We start from the raw sequence: 19,573 nt of genomic DNA, 5'->3' as shown, positions 1-19,573 counted from the left end.
CGATGAAACTTTCTTCAAAAGCAGACAAAATCCTGGAGCAGATCAATAGTAAAAGCAAACTGGGAGACTTACGGAAAATGGCCAAGGATATTAAGAAAGATCATGAGCTGGCTCTTGAACTATGGTCAACCGGGAGATTTCTACCCAGGCAATTGGCCATTTTAATTATGGACAATAAGCGCATTTCACAAGAGCTGATCAATGAACTTGATCGTGATATGCAAACCCATCCATTAGTCGAGCGGAATCAATTGATAGACTGGTTGATGGCCAACCAAATTTTGAAAGACAAGAAGATCACAGCTTTAATTGAATCTTGGGAAAATAGTTCGTCTGCTCTTCAAAGAAGAGTATTCTGGTATCATCAGGCGCGTTTGAGATGGATGGGACAAACGCCCCCTGATAACACGGCGGAATTGCTGGACAAAATAGAAACCAACATTGCCAAGGAAAAACCGGAAGTGCAATGGGCAATGAATTTCACTGCCGGCTGGATAGGCGTTTTTCAAAAACATTATCGGCATCGCTGTATTGCTGTCGGCGAGAACACGGGTCTTTATAAAGGAGAAATGGTATCAAAAGGCTGCACTCCGGACTATCTGCCAGAGTTCATATCGATTGAAAGCGCCAAACGGAATCTGTAGTGACCTAACGAGGATTTTTTGCAAGGTTAGCGACAAACTATTATTTTTGCTGCGTTGGCTCTGGAGTCTCTCACAGATTCCGAAGCAGGAGGACGACCTCCCCCCATATTGGGAACCGAATCGGGACGGCCCGACCTATAAAGGTCAAAGTCATGTCTTGGATTTATTTGGTTTCTGCGGGCCTTTTGGAGGTTGTTTGGGCTACTTCATGAAGCAGTCGGATGGTTTTACCCGACTAATTCCCACATCAATTACTATTATTGCGATGATCGCCAGCTTTGGCTTGCTTGCCCTGGCTATGCGCACGCTGCCATTAAGTACTGCTTATACCGTTTGGACTGGTATTGGTGCTATCGGTGCGTTCCTAATTGGCACTTTTCTACTTGGAGAACCTGCCAGCACGATGCGCGTGGTCGCCGCTTTGTTAATTACCGCCGATCTCCTGATCATGAAATTCTCGTAAATCAAAAAGCCATCATTCAAATGGATCAGATAACAATAACCAAGGCCAGCCTTGAAAACCTGGCAATGCTGCAGCAAATCGCCAGAGAAACCTTTTTCGAAACATTTGCACCAGCAAATACGGAAGCCGATATGAAAAAGTATCTGGCCGAAAATTTTAGTGATGAGAAAATGACCGCGGAACTGAACAATCCGGAAACGCAATTTTTCATCGCTTGGGATGAACAAAGCCCAGTGGGTTATTTGAAATTTAATTCCGGGCTGGCTCAAACTGAGGTGAACACCATGGATCCCAGTTTTTGGCAAGTACAAGCCAGAAAGGCAATGGGTCACCTATGACAGGAAAGAAGACGTTTTTACCTGTACCATGGGTAAAACAATTCCTTTTAAGGGCTTCGATCGAACCGCTGACGGAAAACCTATAAAAAACTACCGAGCTTCAAAAAAGGATTGCATTCCCTGTGTTCTAAAGGAATCCTGCACGCCTAAGTCCCTGTTTAAAAGAATATTTACAACAGCTTATGAAGATTATTATCACCGAGCCTATGAAGACAACTAAGCAGGCGCGGGAAACGGATGAAACAAGTCCGGCAAAGTACGGTAGAACCGGTCTTTGGAAGCCTGGTCCATTATTACGGATTAAGCAAAATCAATGTCTTAGGAAAAGCCGCAGCACATAAGGTTATGCTAATGGCAGCGACCTGCTTCAACCTCAAAAAGTACTTCAAAACATTCAAGAGGAAATTGACAAATAGTGCAGCAATGGAGACCATGGCGCACTTAATCGACGCATTTTGAAGCCCTCGATTGCTTTTACGTCGAATTTTTTAATTATTCAGAAGTCAGCACTAACAATTCCCAAACTTAAATTGTCAGGTTAGTTCTGCAACGGCTACGGTGGTTAAACTGAAATATCGGCCCAAGTTGGAAAACTGCAATATCAGCGCCGCAGACGCTACAATAGTACACATTAGTCATTATTTTACGCACAGTTTAATTGTACAAAGAGCGAACGAAAAAACGCAAAACAAGAGGGGGGAAGGGTTTTGGTGATGTTCTTGGTTTGTACAAGTTGGTGGGGCTTTGTGTATTCGATACCAGGCAGACAATTGATGGTTACAGAATATTAATAAATCATTGCCTTAATTTATTATAATATGAATAATACCAAATTGGTTGAATATTTATTCTAAATAGTCAACCAATTCTTTGCGAAATGAGCAGTATGTCAAGCTATGGCTTCGAAGTCCAAATTAATGGGGAACACTTATGCAAAGCAGGTATTGAGACTGATCCTCATGTCGTTACGTGCATACTTACTTCATTGCGTCGGTTAAACGAACCTGATGCATTGGATCTAACAGTTTCCGGGCTTAACTCGGTTACGGGCGAACATCCTGAGTGGATAGACAAGGCATTGAAAGATGGGGACACGATCACGATTAAAGTGATTAAAGCAGATTTTGAACCCGCGCGCAGAATTCGGCCCAAACGTTCAAAAGAGAAGATGCTTGATGATAAGTTGCGGTATTACCACCAATTGAGAGAGGAATTAAAAGAGCATCTGGAATGATCGCCAAGATTTAAAATTGTAATTACTACTGTGCGGTATTTTGTACGCTGAATGCCTCCAACTTGCTTGTAACTCCTAAGTATTGCAACGTAATGAGTAGGGGATGTGTCTAAAAGTAAATAAAATAAATGAACACTTATGAAGCTATCAGTACTGCCGGGTATTCTATCTTTTTATTGCCTGTTATTAACGACATGCAATATAACTGGTTGTGACAGTAATGTCGACTGCATGGCTCCACCGTCCGAGATTAGTATGCAAATAATGGATGGACCGCTCACTTACCCGGCTGATTTAGACACTACTGCACGGATAAAGGTTTTCTATCAACAAAGCAGCCAGAAAACATACGTTTCTAACCTAGATAGAATGGGCGATGCATTTTTTTCGAACATCCTGATTGATGAATCTCGTAGGGCCAATGATCCGGAACTTTCATTCGAACTAAACGGCCGGGTCTTAACCAAGATGAAAATGGAAACTTATATTAATAATGCAAAATGTAATGGTTGGGCAACTGTTTCAAATGTTTATCAAAATGGAAAGGTTGTTTCAAGTTCGGCAAATGGGGCCTACTTGATTAAATAAGCTATGGATCATAGAAAGTTCGGTATCCACTTAAAAGGTCGGGCTAACGCAGGTTTACACGTTGCTACTATGCTCGATCTGCAATCGCCTGGATTTGGGCACCCAATCATTTGAGCTTCCGATACTTAGAATGGATAAGGCCTATAGGATATTGATTTTTTATCCCACCCTTTTTTTTTGCAAAAGCCTTACTTAGATGGTTTGCATTAAATTAATTTGACTTTTGTATCCCTTAGTTGCAACCCTGGAAGCTCAAACTATGTCAACATGTTAAAAATGACATTTTCTGCTTTGAAGCTCCGTCATCGATTTGTGCTAATACTCATTTTCGTAAGTCTTGGTTGCAGGCAAGAACCAGATTTATTAGAGGATGGGTGCATAGGGGCAAGCTTCTTTTACCTTGACAATCAAAGCAGTGAAAATCTGCTGATCGACTTTAACGGACCCGTGCTAAATGATCAGATTGATCCAGCATCGCTTGTCGACCCTGGAAACCGAATGTTGATTGGACAAGGCGCTAGTTTTGGATCAATTCCGCCGCCCAGCCAAACATTCACAGGTTTCAAGTTATACAGGCTCTCTGATGGCAAGAAGACACTTGTTTACAAACAGGATCCGGTCGACGATACGCTTTGGATTAAAAGCAAACATAATGCTGATGACCCGGACTTTGGTTGTCAGCAAGTCGACTATACTTTGAAGGTGACTCAGGACATATTGAAGTAAATCTCAGTTGTGGGTTAGGTAAGCGAAATGTTACCATTTCTTAACTTTGCCGGACGTCTGCTTGCTTACTTTACTTTTGAAGCTGCAATCTCATTCAGCCCTTTGCAGGGTCCGGTCTTCCGGATGCGGAGCCTTTCCGTAGCAAAATATTTGCTGTAACCTATCCACAAAGGCTGATTGCAAAGCAATGGCAGGCTTTAGCGTGCCGAAAACTGGTTTATCCTATAACCACCTGGAAGTACCCGCCGAAAATGCGGCCACTTCTTTGTTGCAGATTGTGCGGCGGACTGTAATAGTCCGCCTTTTTGATGCGCAACCGGCACTAAAATTGTAACCTGCATTAAATAAATAACCTCGGAAAGAAATTACGCAACGCTTATGGCAAGGATATTCATGTCGGGCTCGGTGGATGGGCTCTGGCAGTTGGCTGCAAATGCGCTCGTGCGTCAGGGGCATAATGTGGTCCTTCACGCGCGTAACCCAAGCCTTTCTGGGCTGAACGCAGATAATCCACATGCCAATTATTCCGACTCGAAATTTCACAATATTCTCCTGGCTATGTCAGTTGCACGCGAGTGGGCAGATGTCAACGCAAATGCCGTGGACCCGGGGTGGGTGCCTACAAAGATGGGTGGGCCCGGAGCGCCTGATAATCTTGCAAAAGGTTTTGAAACCCAGGTGTGGTTAGCTGGGGGTGGCGATCAGTCACTGGTAAGCGGGCAGTATTTTCACCATAAGAGGCAAAGCCGTTACCGGAGACAGGCAGACGACGCAAGCCTCCAGCAAAAGTTTATAGCTTTTGTGAAGCCGTAACTGGCGTTCCATTTCCAAAAGGCGATTGATATTAAGTATGTGCATCTTCATGTTCAGCAGGCAGGGGCGTAGCACTCAATCTGAATTCTTTGACCACGTTGCGAAGCTGCTTTTCTGTCAAGCCACTATACTCGATTTGCAGCTGCTTGGATTTTTCAGCGCCCATTCTTTTAAGCTTCCAATACTTGGGATGGCTCAGGCCAATAGGAGGGCGGTACTGGGTGTCGGATGGGTCTTTGATCAAAACATTAATTTCCATTTCCCCGGGTTTCATTGTGTTTGCCACTTGGGTGATCACCTTTACGCACCTTCCCGTCTGCAAGATCAAAGTTTTTTCGTGTGTCATGCTGCTGCCTGAAATTCTTGAAGTGGCAAAAATAACGGCAAAAGCGGCCAATAGACGCTGTTAATGATAAGATAATATGTTGAGCGCTTCGCACAGATCCCGTCTCCGACTAGTGGCCCGCATATTTTTAATGTTACGGTTCATCTCCGTTTGTTAACTTTGTGCTAATTATGACACCATCCCAATATTTCCTTTTGAGCCTATTATAGAAGATCCCAGTTCATTGTCCTGTGTCTTTTCTGATTAACTATGGCAAATACTTTACACCCGGTCACTAGCAGCAGATTTGAGGCTGTTGCAACCAAAACAAGGAGCACATATTATGCTGTCTACGACTGCTGCATTACCAATCAAATATACAGTCAGGATGTGGCTTTTATCGAGCAGCGGCTTGGCGATGGCAGCGCGCTTGAAGCAGTTGACAATAATGAAAAACACTTCCCCTCACTACGCCAGGCGAAGGTCTATGTCAATAGCCATTTCAAATCCGGCGCTGAATATTTTTCTTTGAACCAATCCGCCGATCCGGATAATATCCTTTACACGATCATCGATAAGATCACTTATATGGTCGCCTAATTTTGCGATGGAGCACTCCCCAGATTTATCATATTGTTAAGGGGTGGTTTGCCTAAAAACTTCTGTGTAAATTTACCCTTGCCACCACACACCTATCAATATGGTCTATGAGAAAATTTTCACAATGGCTACGGGCAATCAAGTTAAAATGGTTGTAAGAGGATATTATCCGCCAGTCCAGACCGCCATTGAGCCATTTGTCGAGATCTGGATAAGACAGCGAAAGCAGGACCTTTTTTTTAGCCCTTTAGCGCTTGGTTTGCCCAGATATGGCTTTGCAACAGATGGTCGAAAAGTGATGAAGGACCGGGTTATAGAGGCTAGTGGTATATCTGAACAGCAATTCGAGCAGGTTATGGCCGAATTCAGTCAAATCACAACTTCGTCAGTTCTGTTGTAAACATATAACCCCAAAAAACAATCATGGACGATCAGATACCACAGCCAGAGCAAGACAGTGAGCAGGCAGGGCCGGGATACTTTACCAAAATGGACCTGCCAGAACAGATGGGGGAATCATTGGCCGCTGTGTATAGTCAGCTTTTGATCGTCGAAAAGCAAAGCTTCTTTCAAATCCAACCCTTTTGGCCACAGACCTTTCGGGAGTAAATAGATCCTGACATGTTAGTATATTTGCAATCAGCTGAATTATGATTTCATTTAGCAAAACCTGTCCTTACTGCGGGTCCAAGGACGTTTCTCACCGCGTCCGACCCTTGTCTGCACGGAATGCATTTTTCCCATCTAAGATCTATCAATGTAATAGTTGCCTGCGGCATTTTTTCCGTCTAAGGATCCCGCTGTAATATTGCATAAGGGCAGTAGGAACATGATGCCATTCCTGCATTGTCATTACTTCTTGCCTTATTATGCGAACAATGGCGAAATCTACACGAGGTGCAAATTATAACGTATATCGCATTAGGTTCATGAAACTTAACATTGCCTGCCGGCGACTAAGCCGTATTTTTGTGAGTACTCGTCTTCAACAAACTGACAACCTATGAAACGTAAAAAAAAGCTACTGGCTGCAGATCTTTCAGATTCGCTTCAAGACAAACTAAGGAACACGAAAGCCGATGATAAAAAACTGGCGCAAGCCATCAAGAAGATAGTAAAAAAACTTGCCGAAAAGGTAATCGAGGTTTCGGCCAAGTACAGCAGTTATCCGACCATTTGAACGTTTCCCAGCGTTACCTGAGTGACATGCCTCGCTCGCTCACTGGCCAGACCACCCAACAACATATCCACGGCAAGCTCATCGAGAAGGCAAAAGATATTTTAAGCACGAGCAATCTGACCATTGCCGAAATAGCCTATCAGCTTGGCTTCGAATACCACAGTCTTTCAATAAACTTTTTAAGAGTAAAACAAAAATCTCACCACAGGAATTCAGGCAATCATTTAACAACTAGCATTAAAAAACAGCCAATAAAGAAACAAACGTTTCAGAATTGAACTTAATTTGTGTCTCATTTGTAAATTAGGGCATGGCAAGGAATGTTGAATTTGATGAACAGTTAGCGGTTTCCAAGGCAATGGATGTCTTTTGGAGAAAAGGCTATAACGGCACTACGATGAGAGATCTGACAGAGGCGATGGGTATTAACAGCAGTAGCCTGTATAATACGATCGGCGACAAACACGAACTTTTTATCCGGAGCTTAACGCATTTTACTGAGTCAAGAATGAGAGCTGCTTTGAAGCAGTTGGAACCGATCAAATCGCCATTAAAAGCAATTGAAAAATTTATTCAATCATCCGCTCATGCCATTACAAATGAACCTACTAGCTGCTTAGCCATTAAAACGACATTTGAAGTAGCTTCAACTGATAAGCAGGTGCAGCAGATCATAAAAGCGGACAATGATTTTACTTATAATTTGTTGATCACCCTGGTGGAAAGGGCTATAGAGAAAGGAGAAATCAAAGTAAGCCAGGACGCAGCCATGTTAACGGACTATATCATCAACCACTTTACGGGTTGGCACGAGTCGTTTATCATCCACAAGGATAAGGCGCGCATCAAGAAGATGGCAGCTTTCCTTGTGCAGCAGATAAGCCTGTAAAATTTTTTTAACAAATTTGAAACAAATGTTTTAGAACTATGAATATACATGAGCACTACAAAGATTATTTCACGGCAACCGAAAAGCCAGAAGTTATCGAAATAGGAAAAGCCAGCTATGTTTCAATTCTTGGAGAAGGAAGCCCTGGGACTACCGCTTTTTATGAAAAGAAAGCGGCCATAAAAGAATTTATCATTGCATTGGAGAAGAACTCTGCGCTCACTGATCATGCATTTACAAGCAGGATCGTGGAAATATTTTACTGGTTTAATCCGGAGAAGGTTGGGTTTGTCGATATCGGCCGCTTTTATACAACAGTAAATTTAGACCTACTCCGTTACCGGATTGCGATCCGTATTCCTGATTTTATTACGAGTGAAGCCATTGCACAAACGGCACAGCAAAGACAAGATATTGCCTTCGCCAGCGGCTTTGAACTTTTCACCTACACAGCAGGAACTAGTGTCCAGCTTTTACATACAGGCCCTTTTGCCGGGGAATTGCAAACGCTACCTGTGCTGCAACGATTTGCCACCGACAACGGTTTTAAAAAATCCGGCATGCATCATGAAATTCATCTGACAGATTTCCAGGTCGGAGAAAGTCAGGCACATCTTCAAACGATCCTACGCGATCCCGTAGCAAAGCAACAATAATTTTTAATCAAATCTGAAACAAATGTTTCAATAATAACAATTGATAATGGAAGCAGCAACAAATGAATTAACCGGGAAAGTGGCGCTAGTCACCGGGGGAACAAAAGGCATAGGCAAAGCGATAGCAGATGAGCTCGCTCGCCTGGGAGCCACCGTGATTATTTCAGCAAGAAGCAGACCTGATGCAAATCCGGAGTACGCCTTTATCGCAGCAGACCTTACCAAGCCGGAAGATAATAAAGGGTTAGCAAACAAAATTTTAGAAGAATATGGCGCCCTTGATATTTTAATTAATAATGTGGGCGGGACATCCGCGCCGGCAGGCGGTTTTAGTGTACTCTCTGATCAGGACTGGGAAGATGATCTGCAATTGAATCTTTTGGCAGCCATTAAACTGGACCGGGCGCTTATTCCCCTGATGATCGAGCGTAACACTGGCGTGGTTATCCATATCTCCTCCCTTAATGGCAAGTTACCGCTTTATGCTTCTAATTTCTCCTACGGTGTAACCAAGGCAGCCCTTAACAATTACAGCAAGGCATTGGCTAATGAAGTTGCATCCAAAGGTGTGCGCGTAATTACCGTCTCACCGGGCATGGTGAAAACCACCGCCATGGAAAGTTTTCTTCACAGCTACGGCTCCTCAATAGGAAAAAACTTGGACGAGACAGCCCAGCTGGTCATGGACAGTCTGGGAGGTGTACCAATGAACAGACTCGCCCAGCCGGAAGAAATAGCGCATCTGATAGGGTTTCTGGTTTCACCCAAAGCCTCCTACATCACCGGGAGCAACGTCGTAATAGATGGGGGAACAATACCTACTGTTTTTTAAAAAGGTAGGCGCAGCTCAAAAATAAACAATCTGATAAACTTTTTAACCCTATATGAGACAAACGTTTCATATAGGTAGCAAGCAGCAAATGGAAAACAATCAAACAAGCAGCCCAGAATTACAAGGCAAAATTGCCCTTGTCACAGGCGGAACAAAAGGGATCGGAAAAGCAATCGCAGACAGGCTGCATCAGGCAGGAGCCACCGTAATTGTAGCGGCCAGGAATCAACCTGATGAGCCAGATTTAAATTATCATTTTATAGCAGCAGATTTAATTGTTCCCTCGGAAACGGCCAGGGTTGTAGGGCTCATCAATGAGAAATTCGGGACTGTCGACATACTGATTAATAATATGGGTGGTTCTAGCAGTCCATCAGGTGGGTTTGGCGTGCTGACAGATCAGCACTGGGAAAATGACTTACAGTTAAATTTACTTGCACCTGTGCGCATTGACCGGGCGATTTTGCCCAAGATGCTGCAGCAGCACAGCGGGGTCATTATCCATATCTCTTCATTGAGCGGAATGTTGCCCCTGTACCAATCGCTAGGCGCATATGCGGTTGCCAAGGGCGCCTTAAATAATTATAGTAAAAGTCTTTCTAAGGAAGTAACGCCTCAGGGTGTACGCGTAAACAGTGTATCCCCCGGTATGGTAAAAACCGACACGATGGATATGTATTTGCAGTCCTTATCGGAATCATTAGGATTGAGCGTTGAGATAACCACACAGAATTTAATGAATACCCTTGGTGGCATACCCATGGGAAGAATGGCAAGCCCCCAGGATGTGGCTGAGCTTGTTGGTTTTTTAGTCTCCCCCAGGGCTTCTTACATTACCGGCACAAATTATATTATTGACGGAGGAGCTATTCCAACGATCTAGTCTTATGCCTGTTCAATTAGCGCTGAGCGGTAAGCTTGCCTTGGTCACGCATTATAATTAAGTAATTCATATCAATAAAATGAACAGCGAAAGAGCAATTCTGAATTTAATCGGACTATATACGCATTATATGGACAATGTGGAGTTCGGAAAAGTTGGCGAGCTATTTACCAACGGAACACTTGTTACTTCTTTTAATTCACCGAAAGGAAAAGAACAGGTTGAAAAACACCTGAGCGAGAATTTACAAGTTTATCCGGATGGGACCCTTAGGACTTCGCACGTTACAACCAATATCGTGTTGGATATCAATGAAGCAGCCTCCGTTGCATCAAGCGTATCGTATCTAACACTTTTTCAACAGAATACCGATAAAGACTTTCCATTACAGGCTATACTGACGGGCCGGTACCATGACCAGTTCCGGTTGACTGATGGCACCTGGCTTTTTGAGAGCCGCGAGCTCGTTGTAACGTTGTTAGGTGATATTTCTCATCATGCCAAAGCAGGAAGCTCAGAAGGCCGAACTGGCGAGAGGCATTAAATAGGGGGGGCAGTATGCATAGCCGCCATTGTACTGTAAGTTAATATTAAACTAAGGCTATGAAAGATTCAAATCTTAGCGATGTGGTAACCCGTTCACTCGTTATCAGGAAATTATACCACAAATTAGAACTCGAACACCATGGTAGCGAGTGGTCGGTTGAAGAAGATGCGCTGGCATTTCTGACGGATGCCGGGCTTGTTGGCAGGTTAACGATGGCCCAGCAAGGACGCTGGCCTAAAGGCGATAGGCCGGAAAATGAACTCTCACACAAATTAGGTGAAAGCATCTGGTGGTTGATTATCCTGGCTGACCGCATGAATATTGATATTAAAACATCACTGGATGACTTTCTATCCAGTACCGAAAAACTTTTAAAAAAATGATATGGAACTATCAAACGAAGTCGCAGGCGCAAAACTGCTCATTTACGGCGCAACGGGGTATACCGGAACAATGATATGTTACCAGGCCGTCAGGCGCGGCTTGAATTTTGAAATTGCAGGCAGAGACAGGGACAAACTTCTAGCATTGTCTCTGGAATTAAATGTGCCGTACCATGTTTTTTCAGTAGATGATAAATCGGGCTGGGAAAAAGCCCTTTTAGGTAAAACTTGCTTGCTCAATGTTGCGGGGCCTTTCAGCGAAACGGCGCAGCTGGCCATGCAGGCTTGTATAAGTCACAAAGTACATTATGTTGACATTACTGCCGAGATTGACATTTACAGGCTGGCCGAATCCAAAGGTTCAGAAGCAACGACTGCGGGTATTATGATCCTCTCGGGGGCGGGGCTCTTTGCTACCTATGATCCTCTTGTCTTACATACAGCCGGTCGGATTAAGGATCCCATTTTCCTGCGTGCCGCTTTCAAATACAGCGGTGGTTTTACGCCTGGTTCAATCGCCAGCAGTGCTAACATAATTAATGCGGGGGTACTGGTAAGAAGGAATGGGCTGGTTCAGCAGTTATCACAGGCTGGTACTGCCGAATTTGATTTTGGAGATGGCCCTGAAGAGTGCCTGCCCACACCATTAGGAGGTGTAGTGCTGTGTTACCGGTCAACGGGGATCATTAATATAGAAGAGTACTTTCAGATGGCTTTACCCGCCAGTACAGGGCCGTCAGATACTATAAAGGAAGTCAGTCAAAAGGCTGCCGGCGAGAATCTGCCGCAGAGCAAAATCCTTGCAGAAGTGATGGGCGCAAATGGGTTGCTGGTAAGATCCATGGCAATTATGCCTGCCGGTTATATGCCCACCGTCAAGTCAGCGGTCGATATTGTCTCGCGGGTAGTGAACGGCTTTTATAAAGTTGGCTTTCAATCGCCTGGTTCGGTGTATGGAACGGCGCTACTAAAGACATTAGACGTTGAGATAATTGACTTTTAAATCAGGGATTCCTGTACTGTCCCTAATTGACTAGTACATTATGAAAGGATCCAAGCTCTGGAAAAACAGTTAATAGACGGTGCTTTAAAGGTGATCCGCGTGCCAGCAGGCGATCAGCGTTTTAACTACTACCCTATAATAGGAAAGGCATTTCCGAGATAAGCATTCATCATGGTCGTGGCCGTGTTTATTACGCTGAAAAATACTAAAATTGAACCGTGGGATTCTGTTTTTCCGACCTAATATGGTTTATCTGTTTGAGCCGCAAAATGAGCGGCACCCCGGCTATCTCTGTGTCTTTACAGACCGGTTCTTTGACCAGTTTTTAGATATCATCAATTATCAGCCTTTCAAACAGGGGCGTCGCCATTTAGGCGGCTAAGAATATCAACTGCGAACTTGATGCAAATAAATACCTGATGAGAATGCGTCAGATAGATTTTGTCTATCCAAAAGTCCGAAATTAATTGGGTGATTTTTCAGTACTCTTGGGCACCTTGGTTTTCCTTCCCTTTAGCTATTTACATGAAATTGCTGACAGGCAACTGGCACATGCACCTAAAAGCACTACTGACCGTGCTTATGACCGTGCCAAGTTTTTACCTAAACGTAAGGTCATAATGCAACACTATGACTATTTAGATAGCCTGTTGTAGCGAATTGAAATGGAAGAGTATGGGCTTCTCGAACGTGAGTACGTTAATATCGGCATGAAATGGATATACCATCCATTTCATGCCAGCCTTTTATTTATCAAATCTATATTTGTCTGACTTATACGGTATTCTTTTGCCAAAGTCTTCCACTGCCCTAAAGCAGCCTTTGTTTGTGCAATACTTTCATCTACAAGAGCTTTGGACAGACCCGCTTCAAGCCCAAGCTTTATAAGCTGCTTGTCGCTGGGATTTCTTCCCTCTCCCATTACCATTGTGCTTTGTTCTCCCCCTGGGCCATTAGAAAACGTCAGATCATAAGCTGGCGATAACTTCCATTCCCCTTTATCATCCATTAGAAAACTGAAGTTTTTACCATGGTCATCCCGGTTATGTGCCAGGACATTGAATACAGCCAGTCTATACATTTTCTCAACTTCCCGGATGTCTTTCGTAAGCTGACCAGTCAGTGTCAGTAAATCTTCATAATCTAATGATGGTGTCCGGAAATCACTATGCAATAACCCGCTTACCGTATGCATGTGGTATCGTTTTGTACCATCCCGGTCAAAGCGTTTTTCCGCAAAATATCCGCATCCTGTGCTAGCTGCAAATAAATGAGCTTCTGACATTACAACGCCTGCCTCTTTTGCCATCAGAGCATAAACGTATTCAATTGCGCCGGAATCAAGTCCGTCCTGAGAATTCGGGAACTTGATCAGCCAGGGCTCAAATCCATCGGCGAGTTGCTTTGCACCATGGGTTATATTCTGACGGGTCTCATCAACCCCTATGAGCGCTTTGGGTCTTGCCCCGGCAGATGATCCATTTAAAGAAAGTAGCTCCTGAATGATCTCTTCTGAACTTCCCGTAAGAACTTCACCGGCTTGCTGAGCAAGTTGATCCAGATTAATAAAGTCATCTTCTATATCAGACAGACTATAGTCCGGTTCATATACTAAGGCTCCCATTCCGTGAAACCCCACATGCGCCAAACGATCCAGTGGAGTAATATCGGACGGCAATATGTTTCGAGAACGCAAAAGGCGGTCAAATAATAAACGACCCCAACCGTCGGGCAGGCTATCGCTGAAAACACCCGCCAATCCTTCGAAAGGTCTTGTTTCAAAAGCGGTAACGCCTGTTTTGAGAGGCAATCGTAATGGTGAAATCTCCAACCCTCTTTGAATGAATGAGGCCTCGTATTCAAAATAAATGGTGTGGTCGCGAATCGCAAAACGCCCAACCGGTAGAATTTCGCTGCCGAAATCCAATCTTACTTTGAGTTCTGTGATAAGTCGTTTCATTTGCGACGACCTCGTTTACGGATTGAAGTCTCTTCCTTCAACACTTCATCGATTGAAGAGAAAGTTGGTTTTACAGGCTTGATAGCCTCAATCACTTCGTCGATGCCGCCTACAACCAAAAGGAGTCTAAGAAATGACTCTAAAGAGATGATCCCTTTCTGCTCAAATTTTCTTAGAGTTGGTAGTGCAACGCCTGAACGCTCGGCAAGACCTTCCTGAGTAAGACCTGCACTTAGGCGCCTGGATCTCACATTTTCTGCAAGTTTATGAAGCGCCTTTGATGGCGATATAAGTGATATCATTATAGTACTTATTGCCTTTATAACTTAATAATTAATACTATTGTATCACAAATATAGCTGATTGAAAGCGAAGAATAGCTTACTTAGATGGTTTAAAGTGAAATTATAAGTATTAGATCCTGTTTTTAAACAAAGGCAAATACCCTTGATGGAAATGTGGCTCATAGGAAACTGAGAAATGAATGTCAAGTTTTGTGTGTCATTTACTTGACCACAATGCTCTAAGAAAAACGCATATGCTGTCAAGCTAAGCGACCGCTATCATCAAGATTACAATAGCATCATCTTCCATTGACGATAATTGTCCTTCGTTTGAATTTACAAGTCGGAAAGGCCTAAGATTTGCAAGATGGGAACTGTTTGATTTATGTTCACGGCTGATTCGTCGTACTTTCGATGGATAGATATAAGTTTATACTGAAAACATATAAATGATACGAGTCCTCATCGCCGACGACCATAATGTCTTTGTTGAAGGCATCGAGTCGCTTATTTCAGGATCACTGGATATTGGAGTGAATGAGCGCTGCTACACGGTGCAGTCAGTTATTGAGCGATTAAGCCAGACCGCGATCGATGTCGTATTGCTTGATATTTCGTTTCCCTACATTGAAGACGGCCTTGGGCTTTGTGAGTATATATGCCGTACGTACCCGGAAACGAAAGTGGTAGCATTAACTATGCACGACGACGCTAGTCTCATTAAACGGTCGTGAAAAAAGGGGCCAAAGGCTATTTGTTGAAGAATACTACAAAAACGGAGTTGCTACAGGCCATCCAGGCGGTCCACCATGAGAAGCAATATTTTAATGAATCAATCACGCAAATTCTGCTGAACGATAGCCCCAAGACCAGAAGGTCAACGGCCGGCATCGCCGCAAAACCACACCTAAGCCCTCGCGAATCAGAAGTGCTGACCCGCATAGCGCAGGGATTAACAACGCAGCAGATGGCCACTCAGTTATTTGTGAGCGCCAAAGCAATTGAATTTCACCGATCCAGTTTACTGATGAAGTTCGGTGTTCCTAACACAGCCCTGCTGATAAAGACGGCTATGGAGATGCAAATGATTGATTAGTTCTATTTTGTCATTACAGGTAATGCTCATGAAATGCTGTTCTCCCCGGTCTGGTTGGCGGATCATTTTCCTTTTCGTAGTTATACTAACAGGCGGGTTTCAATCCGTCAAGGCGGTAACGGACACGACGTCTGTTGATAGCTTAAAAAGACAGATTGAAATGTTAGTACAGGACAAGCATTACAGCCAGGCTGCAAAGGCTTACGATTCCCTGGGTAGACTATACCATCGGCAGTACGGATACAACAAATACACGATGGACTCCTACTTTAGTAGTTTGAAATACTATAGCCTGATGGGCGACTCGCTCGGATATTTTAATCAGTATCTGGTAATAGGGGACTACTACACCCAGGATTACTTCATGCATGCTTACGCCGAACAATATCTCAAAAAAGCCCAGCAATATTTTGAGCGAACCCATAACATGCCCAAAGTCATCGAATCTCGATTGGGTTTGCACAATATTGCGCAACATGTAGAACCAATGCCGCCCGGTTTGAAAACACACCTGCGCGAAACCGAGCGGCTTAGCGTAAAGTACAACCAACCCTATTCTCAGGCGTATGCGCTAAGTCTGCTGGCTAATACATACTCTCGCGCCAAGCAGCCGGATTCTGCACACTATTTTGCAAGCCGAAGTCTGATCATATCAAACCGATTAAAAGTCAACTGGTTAATTGCCTTAAATCACTTGTACCTGGGCCTGGTTGAGCAGTTTAAAGATCATAGTCTGGCGGCTATTGAAGCCTACCAGAAGAGCTACAACTTATCGAAGGCTGAAAATAGTCTGGGCATGATGCGGGAATTATCGCGGCACACGGCAGATAGCTATTCCCGTCTGGGCGACTATAAAAATGCATACGATTGGTCGTTAAAAACGCTCGATTTTACAGTCCAGTTTTACGCATCCGAACAAACAAAAAGTATTCGTTTGCAGGAACTGGATAGTCAGATCAAAACGCTGGCAGTTGAAAAACAACTGGTTGAAGAAAAAAGTCGCAATCAGAATGTATTGAATTCTGCGCTATTTATTGGCTTTATAATCAGTATCATAGGCGTATTTACACTTGCGTATCTAAGACGTCAGCAAAAATTGATTGATCATCAACACACGGTCATCGCCCAGCAACAGATTCGGCAATTGGAGCTTAAATCGCTACGTGCCATGATCGAAGGTCAAGAAGGCGAACGGAGTCGGATTGCTCGTGATCTACACGATGGTCTGGGAATTCAACTGTCCCGAATTAAACTATTCATTGAAGCGCATCAGGAAGAATTGCCTTCAACCGTCAAAGAACCGTTGAACCAGTTTCTGGATGAAGCATGCGCTGAAACCCGGCTGATCTCAAACGATCTGCGCCCGTATGCGCTGTCCACATTTGGCCTGGTTCCGGCGCTGGAAGATCTGGTCCAAAAACTGAATCTGGTTAATCAAACGAACCTGATTTTAGACCATTATGGCGAAATGCCACCTTTGGGGGATGAAGCTGCCGTGATGATTTACCGGGTCGTGCAAGAGTTGCTCAATAACGCTCTGAAACACGCACACGCCCAGGTGGTGACGGTCCAGCTGATGGTCAATGAAGAAACAACCCTCATTAGTGTAGATGACGATGGCCTGGGAGCTGATTTCGATAATCTGCTATCAACCGGAAGTGGTATGGCTAACATTAAATCCCGCATTGCCTACCTCGGCGGTCACGTCATGTGGCAAAGCGAAGCCGGCAAAGGAACGTCTATTATGATTTCGTTGCCTATCGCAATCCGGCCATTTTCTCACTATTGATTAAGACGTAACTAAGGTCATTATTACAGACTATCAAGGTCGATTGTGCGGATTGAGGAGGTTCTGGGGGTGGAGTTGATTGGGGTTAGGGTGGGGTGATTCAATATCCCAGCTACTTATCGTCGTAATGTCCTTGCGCAGCAATTACAAAGACAGTAACAGTTTCTTCAATGATCTGGTAAACAAGGCGATGCTTCTTATCAATGCGCCGCGACCATAGTCCGGAAAGATTATTTTTGAGTTGCTCAGGCTTGCCGATTCCGCTGTAAGGATTTTCGCCAAGCTCTTCGAAAATGCGCTCGATGCGTTTTACGAGTGACTTGCCGCCGGATTTATGTAAAAATGAAAGGTCTTTTTTTGCTCTGTCGGAGAAGGTTACAGAATATCTGCCCATATGTTTTTAAGGTCGCGAATGGAAGTCACTCTTCCAGCCTTCACGTCCTCAATACCTTCTTTAATGGCATTTAACACTTGCGGGTCCGAAAAAAAGACATCAGTTTCAGTACTTTCATCAATTGGCGTGAGTAAAACTGACTTCTTATTCTTTCCCCGGTGAATAATCACCCGTTCTTTCTCTGCAAGATCTAAATAATCCTTCTGCTTCCCCCGAAACTCCCTGGCTGTTATGATTCTCATGGGTGTACGAATTTGTGTACACGAAGATAGATTAATTTTAGCAAAAGAACTTGCTAAAGAGAGATATTGACGTCTAGTTGGTATAGTGCAGATGGTTAAACTTCCTAATTCTGATAAAGATGAACCCGACCAGCCGTGAATTGCTTTTTTTTAATCGGTCCAATTTTGAGCTATATCGTCAGCAACAGGAGGCCAGAGGATACACGATTATTACTATATCTGAGTTTTTAAGGGGTACGTCGAGTGCGAATGAATTAGATGCTTACGCATACATAGTAGATATAAGTGCCATTACGACACTTGGTGCCGACATTCAATACAATGGAGAGCTTTTTATTAACCGCTTTGACGAAGATGTTACGTTCATTGCGGATGAATCTAAACGTGACTTGCTCGTCTTTGAGTTGCGATATTGCTTCGCCTCATTTGGTGACATAGTGTTGGAGCGAGGAACCGAAATGATTAGTTCAGATGACAATGTAAAGGTCAATGCTGATTCGAAATCCGGTCATACTCGGGTGGTGGATCTCTGTGATGATCAGATCATGAGATTCTTAGAAAGATTTAGTAATGAATTATATGGGCATGACAAATTCAAGGACGAATTTAAAGATTTGATCACAAATTTCAGGATCTTTAATAAGTTAGGTGAACACAAGATATTGTCGCTTTTTCTAATGGGCGAATCTGGTGTAGGAAAGACAGAAGTGGCACGGGCAATTCACAAAAGTCTTGGAGGAAAAAGCAAATTAGCTAAAATTAACTTCGGTAATTATAGTAGTGATAATTCGCTAAATTCACTAATTGGTAGTCCACGTGGCTATAATAGGAAGCGAGGAAGGCGAGATATTTTTGCGAGTAAAACAATCTGACACTGGATTAATTTTGATTGATGAATTTGAAAAATCAAATTCTACGTTATTTAACTATTTCCTAGATGTTTTAGAAAACGGAAAAATGGTAAGCTCAATGGCAGATGAAATTGATTTGGACGGTTTCATAATTGTCTTTACATCCAACATCAATAAGGACGATTTTAAACATGTAATATCTCCGGAACTACGTTCACGCTTCGATTATAAGGGTCTATTTACTACGCTATATACAGAAGATAAGATGAAGTTTGTGGATTTTAGGGTCGCCAGTATTATATCCAACTATAACTCTAAGTTTGATACAGAGTTATCAGACTCAGTTAGAAATGAGATTGTTGGAACAATAAATGTTACAAAATATGATAATATGCGAGATCTAAATAAAGCGATAAAAGACAGATTCGTAGATTATGTTACGTCCCTTAACTTGGTTTTCGAATCTTACGAGGTATTTGATGACCAATAATCGCGCTATTTATAGGACACTATTTCAAAATCTGTGTAAAGTTTAAATCGGGGTTTGTAACTCCGATTTTTTACTTTTAACAAAACACATTTTATGAGACCAGAAGATTTGTTGACTGATGATTTTTTAAAGCAGTTCAAGAGCCGCGATACGCTCAATGACTTTCTTGGCCAGTTGCAGAAGCGGGGCATTGAGAAGATGCTGGAAGGCGAGCTGGATGGGCACTTGGGGTATGACAAGCATGAACAGTCGCTCAATAATAACTCCCGCAATGGCTATGGAAAAAAGAGGGTTAAAACCAGCTATGGCGAGTCAGAAATAAGAATGCCCCGCGACCGGGATGCCAGTTTTAATCCTATGATT

General features: G+C 43.4%; 29 protein-coding genes and 2 pseudogenes. 26 read left to right on the top strand and 5 right to left on the bottom strand.

Translation table 11 applies throughout. The annotated features are described in order from the left end of the window. The first annotated feature begins 2 nt into the window (after positions 1–2). The 8 genes and pseudogenes from G395_RS0122865 to G395_RS30035 all read left to right on the top strand — a co-directional run bounded on the left by G395_RS0122865 (position 3) and on the right by G395_RS30035 (position 4,806). Positions 3–644 (top strand): DNA alkylation repair protein, encoded by a 642-nt coding sequence (locus G395_RS0122865; RefSeq protein ID WP_035361906.1) that lies wholly within the window; start codon positions 3–5, stop codon positions 642–644. 46 nt (positions 645–690) lie between these two features. Continuing rightward, positions 691–1,107, top strand: coding sequence for a DMT family transporter (locus G395_RS30055; protein WP_310588915.1), 417 nt, complete (start codon positions 691–693; stop codon positions 1,105–1,107). A gap of 20 nt (positions 1,108–1,127) precedes the next feature. Beyond that, a complete protein-coding gene (locus G395_RS30050) occupies positions 1,128–1,445 on the top strand; it encodes a hypothetical protein (RefSeq protein WP_051350315.1) in 318 nt (105 codons plus the stop codon). 222 nt (positions 1,446–1,667) lie between these two features. Continuing rightward, positions 1,668–1,904, top strand: a pseudogene (locus G395_RS33115) (transposase); the annotation flags it as partial. 553 nt (positions 1,905–2,457) lie between these two features. Then, entirely contained in the window at positions 2,458–2,679 is a 222-nt protein-coding gene (locus G395_RS32240; protein ID WP_157486785.1) for a hypothetical protein, read from the top strand. Positions 2,680–2,817: 138 nt separating this feature from the next. Continuing rightward, a complete protein-coding gene (locus G395_RS32235; protein WP_157486784.1) occupies positions 2,818–3,267 on the top strand; it encodes a hypothetical protein in 450 nt (149 codons plus the stop codon). Positions 3,268–3,534: 267 nt separating this feature from the next. Continuing rightward, positions 3,535–3,993 carry a hypothetical protein gene (locus tag G395_RS0122830; protein ID WP_026632192.1) on the top strand — a complete coding sequence of 153 codons (459 nt, stop codon included), beginning with the start codon at positions 3,535–3,537 and terminating at the stop codon, positions 3,991–3,993. Between the two features lie 378 nt (positions 3,994–4,371). Further along, positions 4,372–4,806, top strand: a complete 435-nt coding sequence (locus tag G395_RS30035; RefSeq protein ID WP_051350313.1) for a Rossmann-fold NAD(P)-binding domain-containing protein — start codon at positions 4,372–4,374, stop codon at positions 4,804–4,806. Positions 4,807–4,837: 31 nt separating this feature from the next. On the opposite strand, the gene G395_RS30030 is transcribed toward G395_RS30035, so the two are convergent. Beyond that, on the bottom strand, positions 4,838–5,152 hold the full coding sequence (locus G395_RS30030; RefSeq protein ID WP_051350334.1) for a hypothetical protein: 315 nt from the start codon (positions 5,150–5,152) through the stop codon (positions 4,838–4,840). A gap of 249 nt (positions 5,153–5,401) precedes the next feature. On the opposite strand from G395_RS30030, the gene G395_RS0122805 reads away from it, so the two are divergent. From G395_RS0122805 to G395_RS0122750, 12 genes and pseudogenes are all read left to right on the top strand, one after another. Continuing rightward, the gene (locus G395_RS0122805; protein ID WP_026632191.1) at positions 5,402–5,731 is read left to right on the top strand and encodes a hypothetical protein; all 330 of its coding nucleotides are present in this window, start codon (positions 5,402–5,404) and stop codon (positions 5,729–5,731) included. 100 nt (positions 5,732–5,831) lie between these two features. Further along, positions 5,832–6,131, top strand: coding sequence for a hypothetical protein (locus G395_RS0122800; protein ID WP_026632190.1), 300 nt, complete (start codon positions 5,832–5,834; stop codon positions 6,129–6,131). A 23-nt stretch (positions 6,132–6,154) separates the two neighbouring features. After that, positions 6,155–6,340, top strand: coding sequence for a hypothetical protein (locus G395_RS0122795; protein WP_026632189.1), 186 nt, complete (start codon positions 6,155–6,157; stop codon positions 6,338–6,340). Between the two features lie 394 nt (positions 6,341–6,734). After that, positions 6,735–6,911, top strand: a complete 177-nt coding sequence (locus G395_RS32230; protein WP_157486783.1) for a hypothetical protein — start codon at positions 6,735–6,737, stop codon at positions 6,909–6,911. Then, positions 6,875–7,146 (top strand): annotated as a pseudogene (locus tag G395_RS0122785) (helix-turn-helix domain-containing protein); the annotation flags it as partial. The gene G395_RS32230 and the pseudogene G395_RS0122785, both read left to right, overlap by 37 nt. 75 nt (positions 7,147–7,221) lie before the next feature. Then, entirely contained in the window at positions 7,222–7,800 is a 579-nt protein-coding gene (locus G395_RS0122780) for a TetR/AcrR family transcriptional regulator (RefSeq protein ID WP_026632187.1), read from the top strand. A gap of 38 nt (positions 7,801–7,838) precedes the next feature. Then, entirely contained in the window at positions 7,839–8,456 is a 618-nt protein-coding gene (locus G395_RS0122775) for a hypothetical protein (RefSeq protein WP_026632186.1), read from the top strand. Between the two features lie 46 nt (positions 8,457–8,502). After that, the gene (locus G395_RS0122770; protein WP_026632185.1) at positions 8,503–9,288 is read left to right on the top strand and encodes an SDR family oxidoreductase; all 786 of its coding nucleotides are present in this window, start codon (positions 8,503–8,505) and stop codon (positions 9,286–9,288) included. 88 nt (positions 9,289–9,376) lie between these two features. Beyond that, entirely contained in the window at positions 9,377–10,171 is a 795-nt protein-coding gene (locus G395_RS0122765) for an SDR family oxidoreductase (RefSeq protein WP_026632184.1), read from the top strand. A 79-nt stretch (positions 10,172–10,250) separates the two neighbouring features. Continuing rightward, positions 10,251–10,715 carry a nuclear transport factor 2 family protein gene (locus G395_RS0122760; RefSeq protein WP_026632183.1) on the top strand — a complete coding sequence of 155 codons (465 nt, stop codon included), beginning with the start codon at positions 10,251–10,253 and terminating at the stop codon, positions 10,713–10,715. 59 nt (positions 10,716–10,774) lie between these two features. Next, entirely contained in the window at positions 10,775–11,101 is a 327-nt protein-coding gene (locus G395_RS0122755) for a nucleoside triphosphate pyrophosphohydrolase family protein (RefSeq protein WP_026632182.1), read from the top strand. A 1-nt stretch (position 11,102) separates the two neighbouring features. Further along, positions 11,103–12,104 carry a saccharopine dehydrogenase NADP-binding domain-containing protein gene (locus tag G395_RS0122750; protein ID WP_026632181.1) on the top strand — a complete coding sequence of 334 codons (1,002 nt, stop codon included), beginning with the start codon at positions 11,103–11,105 and terminating at the stop codon, positions 12,102–12,104. Positions 12,105–12,837: 733 nt separating this feature from the next. On the opposite strand, the gene G395_RS0122740 is transcribed toward G395_RS0122750, so the two are convergent. Then, positions 12,838–14,064, bottom strand: coding sequence for a type II toxin-antitoxin system HipA family toxin (locus G395_RS0122740; RefSeq protein WP_026632180.1), 1,227 nt, complete (start codon positions 14,062–14,064; stop codon positions 12,838–12,840). After that, positions 14,061–14,315, bottom strand: coding sequence for a helix-turn-helix domain-containing protein (locus G395_RS0122735; protein WP_229204261.1), 255 nt, complete (start codon positions 14,313–14,315; stop codon positions 14,061–14,063). The genes G395_RS0122740 and G395_RS0122735 overlap by 4 nt, the downstream gene beginning before the upstream one ends. Before the next feature lie 482 nt (positions 14,316–14,797). On the opposite strand from G395_RS0122735, the gene G395_RS32805 reads away from it, so the two are divergent. From G395_RS32805 to G395_RS0122725, 3 genes are all read left to right on the top strand, one after another. Beyond that, entirely contained in the window at positions 14,798–15,082 is a 285-nt protein-coding gene (locus G395_RS32805; protein ID WP_229204260.1) for a response regulator, read from the top strand. Beyond that, positions 15,079–15,444 carry a response regulator transcription factor gene (locus G395_RS32800; RefSeq protein WP_229204259.1) on the top strand — a complete coding sequence of 122 codons (366 nt, stop codon included), beginning with the start codon at positions 15,079–15,081 and terminating at the stop codon, positions 15,442–15,444. The genes G395_RS32805 and G395_RS32800 overlap by 4 nt, the downstream gene beginning before the upstream one ends. A gap of 160 nt (positions 15,445–15,604) precedes the next feature. Further along, a complete protein-coding gene (locus tag G395_RS0122725) occupies positions 15,605–17,233 on the top strand; it encodes a sensor histidine kinase (protein WP_229204258.1) in 1,629 nt (542 codons plus the stop codon). A gap of 112 nt (positions 17,234–17,345) precedes the next feature. Here G395_RS0122725 and G395_RS0122720 read toward each other — a convergent pair whose 3' ends face one another. Both G395_RS0122720 and G395_RS0122715 read right to left on the bottom strand, forming a co-directional pair. Beyond that, positions 17,346–17,627, bottom strand: a complete 282-nt coding sequence (locus G395_RS0122720) for a Txe/YoeB family addiction module toxin (protein WP_026632177.1) — start codon at positions 17,625–17,627, stop codon at positions 17,346–17,348. Continuing rightward, positions 17,609–17,869, bottom strand: coding sequence for a type II toxin-antitoxin system Phd/YefM family antitoxin (locus G395_RS0122715; RefSeq protein ID WP_026632176.1), 261 nt, complete (start codon positions 17,867–17,869; stop codon positions 17,609–17,611). The genes G395_RS0122720 and G395_RS0122715 overlap by 19 nt, the downstream gene beginning before the upstream one ends. Positions 17,870–17,988: 119 nt before the next feature. On the opposite strand from G395_RS0122715, the gene G395_RS32225 reads away from it, so the two are divergent. The 3 genes from G395_RS32225 to G395_RS0122705 form a co-directional block, all read left to right on the top strand. Then, entirely contained in the window at positions 17,989–18,741 is a 753-nt protein-coding gene (locus G395_RS32225) for a sigma 54-interacting transcriptional regulator (protein ID WP_157486782.1), read from the top strand. Beyond that, positions 18,686–19,210 (top strand): AAA family ATPase, encoded by a 525-nt coding sequence (locus tag G395_RS32220; RefSeq protein ID WP_169720063.1) that lies wholly within the window; start codon positions 18,686–18,688, stop codon positions 19,208–19,210. The genes G395_RS32225 and G395_RS32220 overlap by 56 nt, the downstream gene beginning before the upstream one ends. Positions 19,211–19,303: 93 nt before the next feature. After that, positions 19,304–19,573 (top strand): transposase (locus tag G395_RS0122705; RefSeq protein ID WP_026632175.1); only part of this gene is annotated, 270 nt, incomplete at its 3' end.

The organism is Dyadobacter alkalitolerans DSM 23607, from assembly GCF_000428845.1.
GTDB classification, from domain to species: Bacteria; Bacteroidota; Bacteroidia; order Cytophagales; family Spirosomataceae; genus Dyadobacter; species Dyadobacter alkalitolerans.
Note: the sequence above shows the minus strand (reverse complement) of the source record. Positions and strands in the feature narration are given on the sequence as shown.

Coding starts and splice junctions, on each gene's coding strand:
- G395_RS0122865 (WP_035361906.1), top strand. CDS start 3: ATGAAACTTTCTTCAAAAGCAGACAAAATCCTGGAGCAGATCAATAGT.
- G395_RS0122795 (WP_026632189.1), top strand. CDS start 6,155: ATGGACGATCAGATACCACAGCCAGAGCAAGACAGTGAGCAGGCAGGG.
- G395_RS30050 (WP_051350315.1), top strand. CDS start 1,128: ATGGATCAGATAACAATAACCAAGGCCAGCCTTGAAAACCTGGCAATG.
- G395_RS0122805 (WP_026632191.1), top strand. CDS start 5,402: ATGGCAAATACTTTACACCCGGTCACTAGCAGCAGATTTGAGGCTGTT.
- G395_RS0122755 (WP_026632182.1), top strand. CDS start 10,775: ATGAAAGATTCAAATCTTAGCGATGTGGTAACCCGTTCACTCGTTATC.
- G395_RS0122830 (WP_026632192.1), top strand. CDS start 3,535: ATGTTAAAAATGACATTTTCTGCTTTGAAGCTCCGTCATCGATTTGTG.
- G395_RS0122775 (WP_026632186.1), top strand. CDS start 7,839: ATGAATATACATGAGCACTACAAAGATTATTTCACGGCAACCGAAAAG.
- G395_RS0122725 (WP_229204258.1), top strand. CDS start 15,605: ATGTTAGTACAGGACAAGCATTACAGCCAGGCTGCAAAGGCTTACGAT.
- G395_RS0122780 (WP_026632187.1), top strand. CDS start 7,222: ATGGCAAGGAATGTTGAATTTGATGAACAGTTAGCGGTTTCCAAGGCA.
- G395_RS0122720 (WP_026632177.1), bottom strand. CDS start 17,627: ATGGGCAGATATTCTGTAACCTTCTCCGACAGAGCAAAAAAAGACCTT.
- G395_RS30030 (WP_051350334.1), bottom strand. CDS start 5,152: ATGACACACGAAAAAACTTTGATCTTGCAGACGGGAAGGTGCGTAAAG.
- G395_RS32805 (WP_229204260.1), top strand. CDS start 14,798: ATGATACGAGTCCTCATCGCCGACGACCATAATGTCTTTGTTGAAGGC.
- G395_RS0122765 (WP_026632184.1), top strand. CDS start 9,377: ATGGAAAACAATCAAACAAGCAGCCCAGAATTACAAGGCAAAATTGCC.
- G395_RS0122740 (WP_026632180.1), bottom strand. CDS start 14,064: ATGAAACGACTTATCACAGAACTCAAAGTAAGATTGGATTTCGGCAGC.
- G395_RS32230 (WP_157486783.1), top strand. CDS start 6,735: ATGAAACGTAAAAAAAAGCTACTGGCTGCAGATCTTTCAGATTCGCTT.
- G395_RS30035 (WP_051350313.1), top strand. CDS start 4,372: ATGGCAAGGATATTCATGTCGGGCTCGGTGGATGGGCTCTGGCAGTTG.
- G395_RS32225 (WP_157486782.1), top strand. CDS start 17,989: ATGAACCCGACCAGCCGTGAATTGCTTTTTTTTAATCGGTCCAATTTT.
- G395_RS0122750 (WP_026632181.1), top strand. CDS start 11,103: ATGGAACTATCAAACGAAGTCGCAGGCGCAAAACTGCTCATTTACGGC.
- G395_RS32235 (WP_157486784.1), top strand. CDS start 2,818: ATGAAGCTATCAGTACTGCCGGGTATTCTATCTTTTTATTGCCTGTTA.
- G395_RS0122715 (WP_026632176.1), bottom strand. CDS start 17,869: ATGAGAATCATAACAGCCAGGGAGTTTCGGGGGAAGCAGAAGGATTAT.
- G395_RS0122770 (WP_026632185.1), top strand. CDS start 8,503: ATGGAAGCAGCAACAAATGAATTAACCGGGAAAGTGGCGCTAGTCACC.
- G395_RS0122800 (WP_026632190.1), top strand. CDS start 5,832: ATGGTCTATGAGAAAATTTTCACAATGGCTACGGGCAATCAAGTTAAA.
- G395_RS0122760 (WP_026632183.1), top strand. CDS start 10,251: ATGAACAGCGAAAGAGCAATTCTGAATTTAATCGGACTATATACGCAT.